The following is a 16,121-nucleotide window of genomic DNA, read 5'->3' on the forward strand; positions in this document are numbered from 1 at the left end:
GTTTAATCCATTTTCGGGGCGAGAGATGGCAATTAGTATGCCAAGGTAAAAATCATATGAAGACCTTACGTCACCCCGTCGGACAAACCGACTTGCGCAAGAGTATTCGGCAGGTTTTCCCGCATTGCTCCTCCACAATGCAGAAAAGAAAAAGGGGACCGGCAGATGCCGATCCCCTTTCGATGTTCCGTATGACGGAAAGGTCGGCTTACTCGGCCGCCTCCGCAACAGGAAGAACCGAGACGAAGGTGCGGCCCTTGAGGCCCTTCTTGAACTCGATCTTGCCTTCGGCAACGGCGAAGAGGGTGTGGTCTTTGCCCATCATGACGTTCTCGCCGGCCCAGACTTTGGTGCCGCGCTGACGCACGATGATGTTGCCCGGGATAGCTGCCTGACCGCCATAGAGCTTGACGCCAAGACGACGACCTGCGGAATCGCGACCGTTACGGGACGAACCGCCTGCTTTCTTGTGTGCCATGGGTGGTTAACTCCCCTGATTACTTGGTTTCGTGAGCCGCACGACGTGCGACGGCGGTGCCAACAGCTTCTTTGACCGAAGCATCTGCGCCCGAGGCGACGATGTCGGTGACGCGCAGCAGCGTCAGCTTCTGGCGGTGACCACGGGTACGCTGCGAGGAGTGCTTCCGGCGGCGCTTGTGGTAGGTGATGACCTTGTCGGCTTTGATCGAATCGATCACTTCGGCCTGAACGGCTGCACCTTCGACGAAGGGCGCGCCGACGACCAGATTGTCGCCGCCAACCATCAGAATTTCATTGAACTGGACTTTGTCGCCAGCTTCGGCTGCAATCAGTTCCACGCGGAGCACGTCGCCCGCCTGAACCTTGTATTGCTTGCCGCCAGTCTTGAGGACCGCAAACATCGCGTCTTCCTTTACGTTTCCGCGTCCTATGGCCCCTTGCGGAGTTCCTTGGCCGTGAGGCCGCCTTCGGACAGCGCGCCCCTCTCGGAGCGATGACAATGATAAACCCGGCAGACAGAATCATGCCGGGTTGGCGCCTTATGCAAGATCACAGACCGTAAGTCAACCGTAGCGCGACAGAGCGCGCCCGACAGGCGGTCAGACCGGATCGCGGGTCTCGCGCGGCCGGAAGCGGACCGCCACCGCAAAGCCCGCCGCGACCGGCACGATCTCGTAGGTTCCGGCAGCCTGCGCCGCGGAGGCCTCCATGATCTGCAGCCCCAATCCTTTGCGTTTCACGCCCCCCTCCGGCAACCCGACCCCGTCATCGGACAGCTCGAGAGAAGCATCCTCGGGGCCAAGCATACGCAGAACCACACGGATATTGCCGCGACGCCCGTCAGGATAGCCATGTTTGATGGAATTGGCGACGAACTCGTTGACCAGCGTGCCCAAGGCCGCTGATTGCTCGGCCACCACAGCCAGATCGCAGGTTTCGCAGGCGATACTTACGCGGTCGGGCGTCTGCCCTTCAAGATAGCGCGCCACATCCGTCAGATAGACCCCCAGATTGACCGCCGCACCGCTGTCGGAACGATAGAGCTGTTCGTGCAGCATCGCGACCGTCTGGATCCGGCGCTGGATCGCGCGCAAAGCCTCCCGCCCTTCGTCGGAGGCTACGTTACGCGCCTTGATCGACGCCAGCGCCGCCAGCGATTGCAGCGAGTTCTTCACGCGATGATCCACCTCGCCGCGCAACTCGCGCGCAAGCCGCAGCGTGCGGCGCAATTCCAGCTGGGCCATCACCTGACGCGCCATCACCCGCAGGGTCTGGCGCTGCAGATCGCTCAGCACACGCGGACGGTGATCGAGCGCGCAAAGGCTGCCGATAGCCAGACCGTCCTTGTTGATCAATGGCATCCCCGCATAGAACCGCAGATCGGGATCATCGGTGCACAGACAATTGGTCTGTGTCCGCGGATCTGCCAGCGTATCCTCGATCTCGAGGATGTCGTCCTGCAGCACGGTATACGCGCAGATCGCCTGCTCGCGCGGCGTCTCGGCAGCTTCCAGCCCGCGTTTTGCCTTAAACCATTGCCGATCCTCTTCCACGAGAGAGATCAGCACCACAGGCACATCACAGACCTCGCGCACGAAATCGACAACTTCCTCGAATTCCGCCTCGAATTCGGTATCGACGATATCATAAGAACGCAGCGCCTTCAGGCGCTCGGCTTCACGCGGGTGCAGCGGGGCTTGCATGGTCGTCTCGTTCACTCACTCAGGGCAAAGGTCACAGGCTCAACAGTTTGTGAAAGCTAGTCGCCGGACCCGCATCTGACAAGGCGACAATTCCCGCCCTGTCATCACTTTTCCGGGCCATGCTCTGTCAGGCTCCCCCGTTTGCGGTCCGTTCAGCCCTGAGCCTTCTCTTCCAGCTCCATCCATTCCTCCTCGGCACTGGACAAGGCATCCTGCCGCTCGACCAACGCATCGGTGGCTTTCTGGAATTTCACCGGTTCCTTGGCAAAGAGATCGGGCGCCGAGAGAAATTCCTCCAGCTTGGCGATCTCGGCCTCGAGCCGTTCAATGACTTTCGGCAATTCTTCCAGCCGGTGCTTCTCGGTGAAACTCAGCTTGGCCTCCGGTTTCGCGACGGATACGGCGGCAGGCCCGGCGGCGGCCGCAGCTGGCTTGGTCGAGGATGCCGAAGGCTTGGTGCCGGCCTTTTCCTCCGCCGCGGTCAGCGAGCGCTGGTGACGGTAATCGCTCCAGCCACCGGCATAGACCACCGCACGGCCATTGCCCTCCATCGCGATCGTGGTCGAGGCCACCCGGTCGATGAAATCACGATCGTGGCTCACCAGCAAAACGGTGCCGTCATAATCGCCCAGAATATCCTGCAGAAGATCAAGCGTCTCCACATCGAGATCGTTGGTCGGCTCGTCGAGCACCAGCACATTCGAGGCCTTGGCCATAATCCGTGCCAGCAAAAGCCGCGCGCGCTCGCCGCCCGAAAGCGATTTGATCGGCGCGCGCGCCTGGGCCTCGTCAAAGAGGAAGTCCTTGAGATAGGCCACCACATGTTTGGGTGTGCCGCGCACCATCACCTGATCCGATGCCCCGCGCACCGCCATATCGGGGTCGTTCACCAGCCCCTCCCACAGCGTCTGCTCGGGATCGAGCGCCGCACGGGTCTGGTCGAAAATCGCGATCTCCAGATTGGTGCCCAGCGTGATCGTGCCGGCATCAGGCTCAAGCTGCCCCATCAGCATTTTCAGAAGCGTGGTCTTGCCCACCCCGTTCGGGCCGACAAAGGCGATCCGGTCGCCACGCAGCACCCGCAGGTCGAAATCCTCCACGATGGTCTTGCCACCAAAGACCTTGGTCAGGCCCTTGGCCTCGATCACGCGCTTGCCCGAGGCCTTGCCCGAATCGATCTCCATCGCGGCCACGCCCTGCCGCTTGATCTGGCTCGAGCGCTCGGCGCGCATATCCTGCAATGCCCGAAGACGCCCCTGATTGCGCTTGCGCCGTGCGGAAATCCCCTCCACGGCCCATTTCGCCTCGACCTTGATCTTCTTGTCCAGCTTGGCACGTGCCTCGTCCTCGGCCGCCCAAACCTCTTCGCGCCATTCCTCGAAATGCTCGAAGCCGCGCTCCAGGCGCCGCACTTTCCCGCGATCGATCCACAGGGTCGCCCGCGTCAGCGCCTTCAGGAAGGCCCGGTCATGCGAGATTACCACATAAGCGGCTCTGGTGGATTTCAGCTCCTCTTCCAGCCAGCCGATCGCCTCGATATCAAGATGGTTGGTCGGCTCGTCCAGAAGCATCAACTCGGGCGCCTCGGCCAGCAGTTTCGCCAGAGCGGCACGGCGGCGCTCGCCGCCAGAGGCCGTCTCGGGCGAGGCCTCCATGTTCAGCTTCAGCCCCTCGGCCACCATTTCGACCCGGTAACTCTCGGCCGGATCGAGCCCCGAGGCCGCATATTCGCCCAATGTCGCATAGCCCGACAGATCGGGCTCCTGCTCCATATAGCCGACCGAGATCCCCGGCGGGATCACCACATCGCCATGATCGGCTTCGACAAGCTTCGCCATGACCTTCATGAGCGTCGACTTGCCGGTGCCGTTGCGGCCCACAAGCGCCACACGGTCGCCCTGCTGGACAACAAGATCGAGACCGTCGAACACGGGATCGCCGCCATGGGCCAGCGAAATATCGGAAAGCTGTAAAATAGGTGCACGTGCCATAAGGCGCAGCTAATCACGCGTCGCGCAAAGGTCAATCACCCTTCGCACGGCGGCCCTCTTCCAATGTCCATAAATATCCCGGGGTGAATTGGGGCAAAGCCCCAAGAGGGGCAGCGCCCCTCCCCCTCAGCCCGCCACAGCCCGCAAGGCCCGGGCACGGGCTGCCGGAATGGCCGCGATCTCGAGACCGGTAAACACATGCAGCGTGCCCAGATCGGGATCGATCACCGCATGATCGGACACCCATCCCCCCATCGCCAGATAGCTGCGCAGCAGCGCCGGCATGCGCAGCAGGGCCTGTTTCCGGTCCCCTGCCACACCCGAGAGCGCGCGGGCATAGGGCACCACTGCACCAGCCTTGACCTGCGGCAGCCAGCGCGCGGGCGCCAGATACCCCTGCGCCAGATGCACGAGACTATCGGCATGGGCGCGCCAGTCGGTCCCCTTGAACGACGAGCATCCAAACAGCATCCCCACCTGCGCCTCGTCCACAAAATGGGTAACCGCCCCCCATGCCACACGCAGGATATCGGCGTCATGATGCTCGGGATGGATACAGAACCGCCCCATTTCGACCATCGGCGCAGGATAGGCCCGCAAAGGATCCAGCCCGTAGAACTGCGCCGAATAACTCCGCCCGATCTGCGCGCCGGAGGCGAGCTGCAAAAGCCGCAGACAGCACACAAGCTGCCCCGAGCCGCTCTCCTCGATCATCACATGCTGGCAGATCGCATCATAGGCATCGGCATCCACCGCCCCTGCCCCCCGGAAGCACAGCCCCCTGAGCGCCTGCACAGCCGCCAGATCCTCCGCCGAGCCTGCCAGCCGCGCCAGATAGCGCCCCCTCATCAGCGAATAGCTCATCCATGCCTCCGATACCGCCTCACGGCCCTGACCGTCCTGCGTCCATACTACTCCAAGACTAGCTTTCGCGCGTGAAGAAAACGCGTCATATACCCCGCCACTCCGCCCCGCGCCGCTTTTCGCGCCACACTACAGGCGAAAATGCAAAACGCGCCGCAGATGCGACGCGTTTCGTAAAACCCGCAACCCGAGAGCAGATCAGTTGCTCGGGCTATTATCCCCGAGGAGCGACCCCGCATCCATGCGGCCCACCGAGCCCAGAAGCTGGCGGATCAGGCCGATGCCCTTCACATTCGCTTCGGTCACACGATGGGTCGGCGAGACCACATGACCATCTTTGAGCGAGTAGCGCTCGATATCGGAAACAACGCCCGACTGGGTGAAGCTGACAGCCAGCACCTGACGGTCGATCTCTTTCGACGCGCTCCAGCCCATCCGCTTCCAGCGCGAGCCCACATAATACCAGTCGGATCCTTCCAGCACGCCCGAGGAACTGGGACGCCCGACAAGTGTATCGAGCTCTTCCTTGGTCGTCTGGCCGACTTTCACCTGCGACAGGTCCTCGTCGGTCGGCACATAGCCGTGATTGCGATAGATAGGCGAACATGCGCCAAGCCCGATCACTGCACAAAGGGCTGCCCCCTGCATCAGGCGGCGCGGTGCGAAACCAATGCTCACTGTATCCCCCTTGCCTCGCGGCCATTGGCCTTTTATCTCGATTACAATACCTGCACACGGCCCTCAAGACCGTAACCGCAAGGTTATAGGATGCTTGGTGCCGGAAATTGCCGGAGAAAACAACCCGCCTTTGCGGCGCTCGGGGGGCGTTCCCTCCGCCGCACACGGCCGATAACAGACCCGAAAGGCTGCCCGACCCTGCCGGACAGCCCCCATAGAAGGACACGCGTCATGACAGACGGCACGCCACTCGAAATGCCTTGGTCCCATCCGGTGACGGTAAAAGACCTTAATGCACGCAAGCCCCTGCGCTTCGAAATCTCGCCCGACAAGGCGCAGCGCAAGGCCATCGCCGACTGGGCGGATATCGTCTCGGTCGGGACGCTGATGTTCAAGGGCGAGCTTGCTCCCGCCGGCAAGCATGATTTCATCCTGACCGGCAAACTGATCGCCCAGATCACGCAATCTTGCGTCATCACGCTCGAGCCGGTGCCGGGCGAGGTGCGGGAATCGGTCAGCCGCCGCTACCTGCGTGACTGGGTCGAGCCCACGGCAGAAGAATCGGAGATCCCCGAGGATGACAGTGCCGAGGCCCTGCCTGCTGTGATCGATCTGGCGCATGTGGCACTCGAGGCCTTCGAGCTGGGCCTGCCGCTCTATCCGCGCAAGGAAGGTGTGGAACTGGGCGAGACCGTCGTTACCAAGCCCGGCGAGGCACCTTTACGCGACGCGGATCTCAAACCTTTCGCAAACCTGAAGGCTTTGATGGACAAAAAGGGCGGAAACGCGTAAGCGGGCGGTGAACGCGCGAATCCCGGCCCTTCCACAAGGCCGAACGGCAGGGGCCAAGCCCCCGAAGGACGGAGCATCGCACGATCATTCTGCCCTCTCTATGGGCAGGCCGGACCTTGCCGCGAATTTTCTGCGTCACCGCCTCAATAAAGGGCTTGCACGCTGGGAAAATCGCAGTATGTTCCCGGCCTCATTCGAGTTTTGGGTTCACACCAGAGTCGTCCCTTGTGGAGACCCCGTGAAACCTAGGAAAATCAAGGCCATATGGCCAATCACCGCGGGCGATGCGCCCCCTAACATCCGAGGTTGAGACATGGCTGTCCCTCAGAATAAAGTCACGCGCTCCCGCCGCAACATGCGCCGCGCGCATGACGCACTTGTCGCTGCAAATCCGGCTGAATGCCCGAACTGCGGCGAGCTGAAGCGCCCGCACCACGTTTGTGGCGCTTGCGGCCACTACGACGACCGTGAAGTCGTCGCAGCTGCTGACGAAGTCGATCTTGACGACGACGCGGCATAAGCCGCGTTGCCCGACGATACAGCTATCGGCATGCTTAACCGGCAAGACCAGTCGCTGGACGCAGGGCAGGATACGACTGCTGTGACGCAGGGTCGCGATGCGACCGCAGCGCCGGAGCAATCCGGCGCTATCGTCATTTCTGTCGACGCGATGGGGGGCGATCATGGCCCCTCTGTCGTGGTCGACGGTATCGCGCGCGCCGCGAAGAAGTCTCCTGATCTGCGCTTCCTGCTCAATGGCCCCGAAGCGGAGCTTCGCAGCCTCGTTGCGGCACGCGGTCTGGAGAATATTGTGACCATCCGCCACGCGAAAGACGTGGTGCGGATGGAGGACAAGCCTTCCCAGGTCATGCGTAATGGCAAGGACAGCTCCATGTGGGCCTCCGTCGATGCCGTGCGCGAGAAATCTGCACAGGTTGCCGTGAGCTGCGGCAATACCGGCGCGCTGATGGCGCTGTCGATGTTGCGTCTGCGCAAACTCCCGGGGGTCAACCGTCCGGCCATCGCAAGCTTCTGGCCCTCGCAGAATACGGCGGGCTGGTGCGTCATGCTCGATATGGGCGCCGACATCAAAGCCGATGCGCCCGACCTTCTGACCTATGCGCTGATGGGCAGCTCCTATTGCCGCAACGCGCTCAATATCGAGCGTCCGCGTGTGGGCCTGCTGAATGTCGGCACCGAGGAACATAAGGGCCGCGCCGAGATCCGCGAGGCCTATGGCCTGTGCCGTGATGCCCAAGAGCGCGGTGATTTCGAATTCGTAGGCTTTGTTGAGGGCAGTGATCTGTCGTCGAACAAGGCTGACGTGATCGTGACCGACGGGTTTACCGGCAATATCGCCCTGAAAACCGGCGAGGGCACCGCCAAGCTTGCGGGGCGTCTTCTGAAGGAGGCGCTGACCTCTTCGGTGATGTCCAAACTCGGCGCGATGCTTGCCATGAAATCGCTCAAACGCCTGTCCGAAAGGATCGATCCACGTCGTGCCAATGGCGGGGTCTTCCTCGGCCTGAACGGCACAGTGGTGAAATCGCATGGCTCGGCCGATGCGCTGGGGGTGGCAGCCGCCATCGATCTGGCGGCACGTCTGGCCGCTTCGGGCTTTGCTGAAAGACTCGCGGCGCGGGTTGCAAGTGACCTCCCCCTTGGGCAGGATGCCGCAACTACCGACGCTGCCACTTATAAAAACGAGTAACCCTATGACGATCAGAGCCGTGGTCCGTGGTGTCGGGCATTACCTGCCCGAACGCATTGTTGAGAATGCAGAATTCGAGGCCACGCTCGAGACGTCCGATGAATGGATCCGCTCGCGGACCGGCATCGAGCGGCGCCATTTCGCCGCCGAAGGGGAAACCACCTCGCAACTGGCGGTCAAGGCCGCCGAGGCCGCGCTGAAAAGTGCCGGGATGGAGGCCAATGAGATCGATGCGATCGTCGTGGCAACATCCACTCCCGATTTCACCTTCCCTTCTGTCGCCACCATGGTGCAGGCCGGTCTCGGTTCGACCAACGGCTTTGCCTATGATGTGCAGGCTGTCTGCGCAGGCTTCATCTTCGCGCTGACCAATGCCAACGGGCTGATCGTGTCGGGTCAGGCCGAGCGCGTGCTGGTGATCGGCGCCGAGACCTTCTCGCGGATCATGGATTGGGAAGACCGTTCTACCTGCGTGCTCTTCGGAGATGGCGCAGGCGCGCTGATCCTCGAAGCCGCCGATGGCACCGGCACCTCCGATGACCGCGGCATCCTCGCCTCGGATCTGCATTCGGACGGGCGCTACCGCGAACTCCTTTATGTCGATGGCGGTGTGTCGAGCACCGGCCAGTCGGGCCATCTGCGCATGCAGGGCAATCAGGTCTTCCGCCATGCGGTGACCAAGCTCGCCCAGACCGCGCATACCGCTTTGGGCAAGCTGGGCATGACCGGCGAGAATGTCGACTGGATCGTGCCGCATCAGGCCAATGCCCGGATCATCTCGGCCACCGCCGAGAAGATGGGCGTGCCGATGGAGCGCGTGATCGTCACCGTGCAGGACCATGGCAACACCTCGGCTGCCTCGATCCCGCTGGCCCTCTCGGTCGGTGCTTCCGAGGGCAAGCTGAAGACCGGCGATGTGGTCGTGGTCGAGGCGATCGGTGGTGGATTGGCATGGGGTTCGGCCGTCCTTCGCTGGTAATCGGGCGGCTTTTACGGGACAATCGCGCGAAATATCGCAATAATCCCTGCCAAGCCACTGGCGATATTGACTTTGCTGGCTGACATGCCCATCCTTGAATGAAAATTCTCTTCAGGGGGCACCATGTCCAAGACACTGACGCGTATGGATCTCAGCGAGGCCGTCTTCCGTGAAGTCGGTCTCTCCCGCAATGAATCGGCCCAGCTGGTCGAAGATGTGCTGCAGCATGTCTCCGATGCGCTCGTCGCGGGCGAAACCGTGAAGATCTCCTCTTTCGGCACCTTTTCCATCCGCGACAAGGCCTCGCGTATGGGTCGCAATCCCAAGACCGGCGAGGAAGTTCCGATCAGCCCGCGCCGTGTGCTCAGCTTCCGCCCCTCGCATCTGATGAAGGATCGCGTGGCCGAAGGTAACTCGAAATAATCCATAACCGATGATCAGCGCCCCGCAAGGGGCGCATCATGCTATATAGGCCCGGGAATATCCGATTTTCGGGAAAGGAATTCACAAGTCATGGCAAAATCTGCCGATGCCTTCCGGACGATCTCCGAGACCTCCGAGATTGTGGGCGTGCCCTCGCATGTCCTGCGCTTCTGGGAGGGGAAATTCCCGCAAATCAAGCCGACCAAGCGCGCGGGCAACCGCCGCTATTATCGTCCGGACGACATTGCCCTGCTCTGTGGTATCCGCCAGCTTCTCCACGAGGACGGTCTGACCATCCGCGGCGCGCAGAAAGTGCTGAAGGAACAGGGCATCCGGCATGTGAGCGATTTGGGTCGGGAACGGCTTGAGGCGGCAGAGCCGCTGATGGAGCCGTCCGAAAACCTCTTGGCAGAGCGCGAGGCCAAAGAGGCCGATGCGGTTTCTGACAGCATGCCAGTGCTGTCCGCAGACGATGAAGCGCCACAAACTGCTCCGGTCGAAGACGACGCCCCGCATCAGCCCCATAGTTTCCTGCCGGAATTTGACCCCCTTCCCGGCGAAGAGGTCATGGACAGCGTCCCCGAAGACACGGCCGAAGCCGCCCCCGGGATGCACGACGCCGCCTCCCCTTCAGACCTGCCGCCAAGCTTTGACGATGTCTGGGCGCAGACACCGCTTTTCGACGATGAGCCGGAGGAGGAGGAAGACTTCTCCCCGCTGATCGAGGACGAGACCGACGCGCCGGAAACAGAAGCCGCTGCCGGGGACGACGCCGCGCGGGGAGCGGAAACACCCCCGGTCGATGCCCCGGTCGATGCCCCTGTGCCGCAGGCAGAGGCCGTGATGCCGCCCGCGCCCCGCCCGAGCCCCGAGCAGAGCGCCGCAGCCCTTGCCGAGATCTCGGCGCCGCAGGCCAGCGCCGAGGAACCCGACCATCTGCCGCCCACCCGAATCTCGGTGGTCGTTGCGCGAATCTCCACGATCCGCCCTGAGCAGATGACGCGCACCGAACAGGTTGCCCTGCGCCGCGCCGCCGACAAACTGCATGCGCTGCGCCGTGAACTGTCGCGCGAAATCCGTCCCTGACGTGTTTTTAGGGGGCCCGGGAAAGCAGATGAAAAAAGACGGAAAAATCTTCGTTTTCGCTCTTGCACCCCGCGCCGCTTTCCCTCTATATGCGCCTCATGTCGGGCCATGGCGCAGCCTGGTTAGCGCGTCCGTCTGGGGGACGGAAGGCCGTGAGTTCGAATCTCGCTGGCCCGACCATCAGAACAGCCCACCCTTCGGGGTGGGCTTTCCTGTATCTAACCGACAGTTTTCGAAAGACATTTCCCGAAGGAGATCCGCCCCGTGACGATTGGTGTTCTTTCCGACAGCGCCATCGAGGCGATGATCTCCAAGGGCGAGATCTCCGCCGATATTGCGGTAACTCCCGAGCAGATACAGCCTGCCAGCCTCGACCTACGGCTGGGCCTTGTGGCCTATCGGGTGCGCGCCTCCTTCCTTGCGGGACGTGGCATCTGTGTGACCGACAAACTTGCCGATTTCGAGATGCACCGGATGGATCTCTCCAATGGGGCGGTGCTCGAAAAGGGGTGTGTCTATCTTGTGCCTTTGATGGAATCGCTTGCGCTGCCGCAGGGCATCAGCGCGGTGGCTAATGCCAAATCCTCCACCGGTCGTCTGGATCTGCTGACCCGCGTCATCACCGATCACGGCACCGAATTCGACCGTATCCCCGAAGGCTATAGCGGCCCGCTTTTTGCCGAGATCTGCCCGCGCAGTTTCTCGGTTCTGGTGCGACCGGGAATGCGGCTTAATCAGATCCGTTTCTCGGGCGGTCAGGCGGCACTCTCGGATGACGAGTTGCGCGCCCTGCATATGCTGGAGCCGCTTGTCAGCGGTCAGGCGGTGATTGACCACGGTCTGGGCTTCTCGGTCGATCTACGCCCCGAGACGGGCGATCTGGTGGGCTACCGCGCCAAACCCCATACCGGCGTGATCGATCTGGACCGGATCGGCGAATACAATCCGACCGAGTTCTGGGAAGAGCTGCGCACGACCGAGGGCCGGATCATCCTTGATCCCGGCGCGTTCTATATCCTTGTCTCGCGTGAGGCGGTGACCATTCCGCCCGATTTCGCGGCCGAGATGGCACCCTATCTGGCGATGGTGGGCGAATTCCGCGTGCATTACGCGGGCTTCTTCGATCCGGGGTTCGGGCATGGGGCCGCTGGCGGGCAAGGCTCGCGCGGCGTGCTGGAAGTGCGCTGCCATGAGGCACCCTTCGTTCTGGAACATGGCCAGATCGTGGGCCGGCTGGTCTACGAGCACATGGCCGAGCGCCCCAAGCGTCTCTATGGCGCCGATCTCAAGTCGAACTATCAGGGACAGGGCCTGAAGCTCGCCAAACATTTCCGGGCGAGCTGAGCAGCCTCAGAGGCGCCGCCCCATCTTGGTCATGCGCGAGAGCTTCTTCGCGCCCCCTGCCATCTTCTGCAGCTTTTTCTGGCGCTCGCGTTCCTCGGGTGTCATCGGAGTGTCGTCGCCCGCATTGCGGCCACGTTTGGAGGCCATCTTGATCCCCCGATTGACGCCGTAATTGACCCCTTTGCGGATCAGCTGATTCATAATCATTCGCAGGATCTGGTTCATTTCTAAGGCTCCTATTCCTCGAACATCTCGCTTTGCCCTGCACCGTTATCCGAGACCTCGTCATCGTCATCCTCGGGCTCATCTTCACCGGGCATGCGTCTACTATCAAGCAATCCGGCGCTGCGAAGTTCCGCAAGCTGCGGAAGATCGCGGGCGGATTCGAGGCTGAAATGGTCAAGGAATCCTTGGGTCACCACAAATGTGACCGGACGACCCGGCGTCATACGGCGGCGACCGAACCGGATCCAGTCCAGCTCCAGCAGCAGATCGATCGTCCCGCGCGAGACGGCCACGCCACGGATCTCCTCGATCTCGGCGCGGGTGACCGGCTGGTGATAGGCGATGATCGCCAGCGTCTCGGTGGCCGCGCGCGAGAGTTTGCGGCTCTCGACCGTTTCTTTCTGCAACAGGAAGGACAGATCGGGCGCGGTGCGCATGGCCCAGCCTTCGCCCACCCGCACCACATGCACGCCGCGCCCCTCGTAGCGGGCACGCACGCGCTCCAGAGCCTCGCGCGGGTCCGCGCCCACGGGCATACGCGTCTGCATCTCGCGTGTGGTGATCGGCTCGGGCGAGGCAAAGAGCATCGCCTCGACCATCCGCTCCTGCGCCTCCATCGGCGGGGCCGAGAAGAGCTGCGGTTCGCGGTCTTCGACCATGGTCTCTACGGGATCGCTCATGATGTCTTCCGGATTGAGATGGGAGAGAAGGTATCGCTCTGGCGGATCTCGATGGCGCCCTGTTTGGCCAGTTCCAGCGAGGCGGCAAAAGTGGCCGCTGTCGCAGACCGCCTGCGCGCGGGATCGACCCGCCAGCTCTCGGGCAGATAGCTCGACAGATCCATCCACTCGCCCGAGAAGCCGATCAGATCGCGCAGCTGGTCGAGCGCCTGTTCGAGGCTGAAAATATTATGCCGGTCAAACGCATAGGGGCGGAACTCGTCGCGTGTGCGCACGCGCGAATAGGCGCGCATCAGATCCATCAGCGTGGCCGAATAGGTGATCTTCTTCACCCGCACCACTTCTTCGGAGATCCCGCGCGGGAAGATATCGCGCCCCAGCTGGTCGCGCGCCATCAGTTGCGCGGCTGCATCCCGCATCGCCTCCAGCCGTTCCAGCTGGAAGGCAAGATGGGCGGCCATATCTTCGGCGGAGGGGCCCTCGGCATCGGGCTCGGGCGGCAGCAGCAGGCGTGATTTCAGATAGGCCAGCCACGCTGCCATCACCAGATAATCGGCGGCCAGCTCGATACGCAGTTCGCGCGCATGATCGACAAAGGCCAGATATTGCTCGGCCAGAGCCAGCACCGAGATCTTGCGCAGATCGACCTTCTGGCTGCGCGAAAGCGTCAGCAGGAGATCGAGCGGGCCCTCGAACCCGTTCACATCGATGATCAGCGCCTCGGCGGCCAGACGCTCGGCCACGCGCATATCCTGGGGTTTGGGGGACGTGGCCATCAGACCCCGCTTGCCTGCAAGAGGTCTGCAAGCTCCCGCTCCAGCACCGCGATATCCACGGCCTCGCGCATCGCGCGGCGCGCGATGGCCGCTGCGGCACGGGTCTTGGCGGCATCGCTCAATGTCCCTGCTCCCACCACGGCCTCTTCCATCTCGGACCGTTCGCCATTGCAGTGGAGCGTAATATCGCAGCCCGCAGCCATCGTGGCCTCGGCGCGCTGGCGGATGCTGCCCGAGAGCGCCTGCATCGAGAGATCATCGGACATCAGCAGACCGTCAAACCCGATCACCTGCCGGATCAAATCGACCATCACCGGCGACTGGGTCGCAGGGGCATCATCGAAAGCGGCAAAGCGGATATGGGCGGTCATTGCCATCGGCATATCATGGAGCGGCTGGAAAGCCGCGAAATCCTGTGCGATCAGATCCTCGGCGCAGGCCTCGACCAGCGGCAGATCCTTATGGCTGTCGGCCGTGGCCCGACCGTGGCCCGGAATATGCTTGATCACCGGCAGCACACCGCCTGCCAGAAAGCCCATCGCGCTTGCACGGGCATTGCGGGCCACGGTGGCGGCATCCTCGCCCATACAGCGGTTGCGCAGGAACGGATGTGTCTGCGGTCCCGCAATATCGCAGCAGGGCGCACAATTGCTATCGACACCCACGGCGCGCAGCTCGTCCGCCATAATCCGCGCCCGCAGCCAGAAGCTGCGCTCGGGATCGGGGAATGCCGCCTGTTCGAGCGGCGGCAGCCATTCGCGCCAATGGGGCGCACGCATCCGCTGAACGCGCCCGCCCTCCTGATCGATCAGCACCGGCGCATCCCGGCCCACGGCCTCGCGCAGATCGGAGGTCAGGCGCAGCACCTGATCGGGCGTATCGATATTGCGCGCAAACAGAATGAACCCCCAAGGCTGCGCCTCGCGGAAAAATGCGCGCTCGGTCTCGGTCAGGGTCAGGCCCGACAGTCCAAGGATCGTGGCTGAAGTCATTATCGCACCGTTGCCGGAATACAGGTTGCACCCTCGGCGACAAGTGCCGCGCAGAACTGGCGCGCCTGCGCCAGATCATCGAAGCCCTGCACCCTGAGGCGGAAGAAGGTCCGGCCACCCGCGGTGGCCTCCTGCACCACGCGCTTCTTGCCTTCCATCAGGGGGCCGAAACGGGTGGCGGTCTGGTCCCAGGCGCTGCGCGCCTGATCGATATTGTCGAAGGCCCCGATCTGCACGAGCCGCGTGCCTGCCGGAAGGCTGCCCGCATCGATCTCCACGGGACCGGAGCTTTCGGAGGGTGAGGCAGACGCCCCGCCACCGCCCAGCGAGGCGGCCACCGCCTCGGCCACCAGATCATGATCGGGGCGGGCCAAGGGACGCGGCGAACGGATCACACCGGGAATGGTGTCGGCGATCGCATCGGCCGAGGGCGGCGCCACCGCCTCCTGCGTGCCCTCTTCGGCATCATCGACCACCAGAGCGGTGCTATCGGTCATATCGGCATCTTCTGCCGCATCCTCATCGATCGCATTGGGCACGGCCAGCGAGCGGGTCGCGCTCTGCATTTCGGGCGTGGGCGCGGCATCGCTATCGGGGACCGGCACGATGACCTGATCGGGCGCGTCCTCGGCTTCCATCGGAGCGGTCGCCGCATCGATCGGCTTCAGGTCGGACATCGCCTTATCGCCTTCGGCCAGCACGGCCTCGGGCGGGGCGAGCGTTACGCGCTCGGGCGCGGGAGCGGCCACACCGGTGCCCGCCACGCCATTGACCGACAGGCCCACATGCTCGGCCAGCTCGCCACCCGGATCCTCGGGGGCCACGCGCGCGGGGCCGTCCATCGCCTTGATCACCGGCACGCCCTGAATGTCGCGCATCGCGAGCTTGTAGCCCCAGACCACCACACCGAGGATCAGCGCGACCGAGGTCAGTGCCCCTGCCACATTGACCCAGCGCTGCAGCGGGCGTGCGCGAGCGGGCAACTCCTCGTCCTCGAACACCTCCGCGCCATAGCGGGGATCGAAGGCAGGCGCTTGCGAGGGATGCGGCTGGTTGCTGTAATTGGGGGTAAAGCTGCGCGCAGGTGCCGTGCGCGCCTCGCTTTGCGCTGTTACGGGTTCTTGCGGCTCTGTCCCCTGTTCGGACTGCTCCCACGGATCGTAATCATCATCCGCCGTGATGAATTCGTGATCGTCGGGCTGGCGGTTGGGACGGTAGGCGCCGAATTCCAGCGCCTCGTCATCCACATCGTAATCGTCGCGTGGCCGGAACGCCTGAGACGGCATGAAGAAGCTCGACTCGCCACCAGCGCCCACAGAATCGCGCCGCATACGCCCTGCCGACGGCATGGAATAGCCGGAAGCGCGCCGCCGTGGCCGCGCGCTCTCGTTTCCGGA

General features: G+C 63.0%; 18 protein-coding genes and 1 tRNA gene. 8 read left to right on the forward strand and 11 right to left on the reverse strand.

Annotated elements, in window-relative coordinates:
- Positions 1–208 precede the first annotated feature (208 nt).
- The 6 genes from rpmA to ABEB22_RS00755 form a co-directional block, all read right to left on the reverse strand.
- Positions 209–478, reverse strand: coding sequence for a 50S ribosomal protein L27 (rpmA, locus tag ABEB22_RS00730; protein WP_339112217.1), 270 nt, complete (start codon positions 476–478; stop codon positions 209–211).
- Between the two features lie 19 nt (positions 479–497).
- Entirely contained in the window at positions 498–881 is a 384-nt protein-coding gene (gene rplU, locus ABEB22_RS00735) for a 50S ribosomal protein L21 (protein ID WP_339112216.1), read from the reverse strand.
- Positions 882–1,079: 198 nt separating this feature from the next.
- Entirely contained in the window at positions 1,080–2,183 is a 1,104-nt protein-coding gene (locus tag ABEB22_RS00740) for a histidine kinase dimerization/phosphoacceptor domain -containing protein (protein ID WP_406870626.1), read from the reverse strand.
- Positions 2,184–2,335: 152 nt separating this feature from the next.
- On the reverse strand, positions 2,336–4,174 hold the full coding sequence (locus ABEB22_RS00745; protein ID WP_406870627.1) for an ABC-F family ATP-binding cassette domain-containing protein: 1,839 nt from the start codon (positions 4,172–4,174) through the stop codon (positions 2,336–2,338).
- A gap of 126 nt (positions 4,175–4,300) precedes the next feature.
- Positions 4,301–5,038 carry a GNAT family N-acetyltransferase gene (locus ABEB22_RS00750; protein WP_406870628.1) on the reverse strand — a complete coding sequence of 246 codons (738 nt, stop codon included), beginning with the start codon at positions 5,036–5,038 and terminating at the stop codon, positions 4,301–4,303.
- Between the two features lie 198 nt (positions 5,039–5,236).
- Positions 5,237–5,716, reverse strand: coding sequence for an outer membrane protein assembly factor BamE (locus tag ABEB22_RS00755; protein WP_406870629.1), 480 nt, complete (start codon positions 5,714–5,716; stop codon positions 5,237–5,239).
- A 231-nt stretch (positions 5,717–5,947) separates the two neighbouring features.
- Here ABEB22_RS00755 and ABEB22_RS00760 point away from each other — a divergent pair, with 231 nt between their 5' ends.
- From ABEB22_RS00760 to ABEB22_RS00795, 8 genes are all read left to right on the forward strand, one after another.
- The gene (locus ABEB22_RS00760; protein WP_339112211.1) at positions 5,948–6,508 is read left to right on the forward strand and encodes a DUF177 domain-containing protein; all 561 of its coding nucleotides are present in this window, start codon (positions 5,948–5,950) and stop codon (positions 6,506–6,508) included.
- A gap of 313 nt (positions 6,509–6,821) precedes the next feature.
- On the forward strand, positions 6,822–7,028 hold the full coding sequence (gene rpmF, locus ABEB22_RS00765) for a 50S ribosomal protein L32 (protein WP_339107683.1): 207 nt from the start codon (positions 6,822–6,824) through the stop codon (positions 7,026–7,028).
- Between the two features lie 150 nt (positions 7,029–7,178).
- Entirely contained in the window at positions 7,179–8,219 is a 1,041-nt protein-coding gene (gene plsX / locus ABEB22_RS00770) for a phosphate acyltransferase PlsX (protein ID WP_339114490.1), read from the forward strand.
- Positions 8,220–8,223: 4 nt separating this feature from the next.
- Positions 8,224–9,198, forward strand: coding sequence for a beta-ketoacyl-ACP synthase III (locus tag ABEB22_RS00775; RefSeq protein WP_339112210.1), 975 nt, complete (start codon positions 8,224–8,226; stop codon positions 9,196–9,198).
- A gap of 123 nt (positions 9,199–9,321) precedes the next feature.
- Positions 9,322–9,621: an integration host factor subunit alpha gene (gene ihfA / locus ABEB22_RS00780; protein ID WP_339112209.1), complete on the forward strand. Its 300-nt coding sequence runs from the start codon at positions 9,322–9,324 to the stop codon at positions 9,619–9,621.
- 90 nt (positions 9,622–9,711) lie between these two features.
- On the forward strand, positions 9,712–10,707 hold the full coding sequence (locus tag ABEB22_RS00785; RefSeq protein WP_406870630.1) for a MerR family transcriptional regulator: 996 nt from the start codon (positions 9,712–9,714) through the stop codon (positions 10,705–10,707).
- Between the two features lie 102 nt (positions 10,708–10,809).
- Positions 10,810–10,887: transfer RNA gene (locus ABEB22_RS00790), tRNA-Pro, on the forward strand.
- An 84-nt stretch (positions 10,888–10,971) separates the two neighbouring features.
- Positions 10,972–12,051: a 2'-deoxycytidine 5'-triphosphate deaminase gene (locus ABEB22_RS00795; protein ID WP_350934366.1), complete on the forward strand. Its 1,080-nt coding sequence runs from the start codon at positions 10,972–10,974 to the stop codon at positions 12,049–12,051.
- Positions 12,052–12,057: 6 nt separating this feature from the next.
- On the opposite strand, the gene ABEB22_RS00800 is transcribed toward ABEB22_RS00795, so the two are convergent.
- The 5 genes from ABEB22_RS00800 to ABEB22_RS00820 are packed head-to-tail and all read right to left on the reverse strand — an operon-like array spanning position 12,058 to position 16,055.
- Positions 12,058–12,276, reverse strand: coding sequence for a hypothetical protein (locus ABEB22_RS00800; protein ID WP_339112207.1), 219 nt, complete (start codon positions 12,274–12,276; stop codon positions 12,058–12,060).
- Between the two features lie 11 nt (positions 12,277–12,287).
- Entirely contained in the window at positions 12,288–12,956 is a 669-nt protein-coding gene (gene scpB / locus ABEB22_RS00805) for an SMC-Scp complex subunit ScpB (protein ID WP_339112206.1), read from the reverse strand.
- Positions 12,953–13,732: a segregation and condensation protein A gene (locus ABEB22_RS00810; protein WP_406870631.1), complete on the reverse strand. Its 780-nt coding sequence runs from the start codon at positions 13,730–13,732 to the stop codon at positions 12,953–12,955. Before ABEB22_RS00810 ends, scpB begins: the two co-directional genes overlap by 4 nt.
- Positions 13,732–14,724 (reverse strand): glycoside hydrolase family 3 N-terminal domain-containing protein, encoded by a 993-nt coding sequence (locus tag ABEB22_RS00815; protein ID WP_406870632.1) that lies wholly within the window; start codon positions 14,722–14,724, stop codon positions 13,732–13,734. The genes ABEB22_RS00810 and ABEB22_RS00815 overlap by 1 nt, the downstream gene beginning before the upstream one ends.
- A complete protein-coding gene (locus ABEB22_RS00820; RefSeq protein WP_339112203.1) occupies positions 14,724–16,055 on the reverse strand; it encodes an SPOR domain-containing protein in 1,332 nt (443 codons plus the stop codon). The genes ABEB22_RS00815 and ABEB22_RS00820 overlap by 1 nt, the downstream gene beginning before the upstream one ends.
- Positions 16,056–16,121 lie beyond the last annotated feature (66 nt).

It is taken from the genome of Thioclava sp. 'Guangxiensis' (genome assembly GCF_045348365.1).
GTDB classification, from domain to species: domain Bacteria; phylum Pseudomonadota; class Alphaproteobacteria; order Rhodobacterales; family Rhodobacteraceae; genus Thioclava; species Thioclava kandeliae.

Bases quoted from the DNA above. Each gene is read 5' to 3' on its own strand.
- scpB (WP_339112206.1), bottom strand. From the start codon at position 12,956: ATGAGCGATCCCGTAGAGACCATGGTCGAAGACCGCGAACCGCAGCTC.
- ABEB22_RS00760 (WP_339112211.1), top strand. From the start codon at position 5,948: ATGACAGACGGCACGCCACTCGAAATGCCTTGGTCCCATCCGGTGACG.
- ABEB22_RS00785 (WP_406870630.1), top strand. From the start codon at position 9,712: ATGGCAAAATCTGCCGATGCCTTCCGGACGATCTCCGAGACCTCCGAG.
- rplU (WP_339112216.1), bottom strand. From the start codon at position 881: ATGTTTGCGGTCCTCAAGACTGGCGGCAAGCAATACAAGGTTCAGGCG.
- plsX (WP_339114490.1), top strand. From the start codon at position 7,179: ATGGGGGGCGATCATGGCCCCTCTGTCGTGGTCGACGGTATCGCGCGC.
- ABEB22_RS00810 (WP_406870631.1), bottom strand. From the start codon at position 13,732: ATGGCCACGTCCCCCAAACCCCAGGATATGCGCGTGGCCGAGCGTCTG.
- rpmA (WP_339112217.1), bottom strand. From the start codon at position 478: ATGGCACACAAGAAAGCAGGCGGTTCGTCCCGTAACGGTCGCGATTCC.
- ihfA (WP_339112209.1), top strand. From the start codon at position 9,322: ATGTCCAAGACACTGACGCGTATGGATCTCAGCGAGGCCGTCTTCCGT.
- ABEB22_RS00820 (WP_339112203.1), bottom strand. From the start codon at position 16,055: ATGCGGCGCGATTCTGTGGGCGCTGGTGGCGAGTCGAGCTTCTTCATG.
- ABEB22_RS00745 (WP_406870627.1), bottom strand. From the start codon at position 4,174: ATGGCACGTGCACCTATTTTACAGCTTTCCGATATTTCGCTGGCCCAT.
- rpmF (WP_339107683.1), top strand. From the start codon at position 6,822: ATGGCTGTCCCTCAGAATAAAGTCACGCGCTCCCGCCGCAACATGCGC.
- ABEB22_RS00800 (WP_339112207.1), bottom strand. From the start codon at position 12,276: ATGAACCAGATCCTGCGAATGATTATGAATCAGCTGATCCGCAAAGGG.
- ABEB22_RS00815 (WP_406870632.1), bottom strand. From the start codon at position 14,724: ATGACTTCAGCCACGATCCTTGGACTGTCGGGCCTGACCCTGACCGAG.
- ABEB22_RS00750 (WP_406870628.1), bottom strand. From the start codon at position 5,038: ATGAGCTATTCGCTGATGAGGGGGCGCTATCTGGCGCGGCTGGCAGGC.
- ABEB22_RS00775 (WP_339112210.1), top strand. From the start codon at position 8,224: ATGACGATCAGAGCCGTGGTCCGTGGTGTCGGGCATTACCTGCCCGAA.
- ABEB22_RS00740 (WP_406870626.1), bottom strand. From the start codon at position 2,183: ATGCAAGCCCCGCTGCACCCGCGTGAAGCCGAGCGCCTGAAGGCGCTG.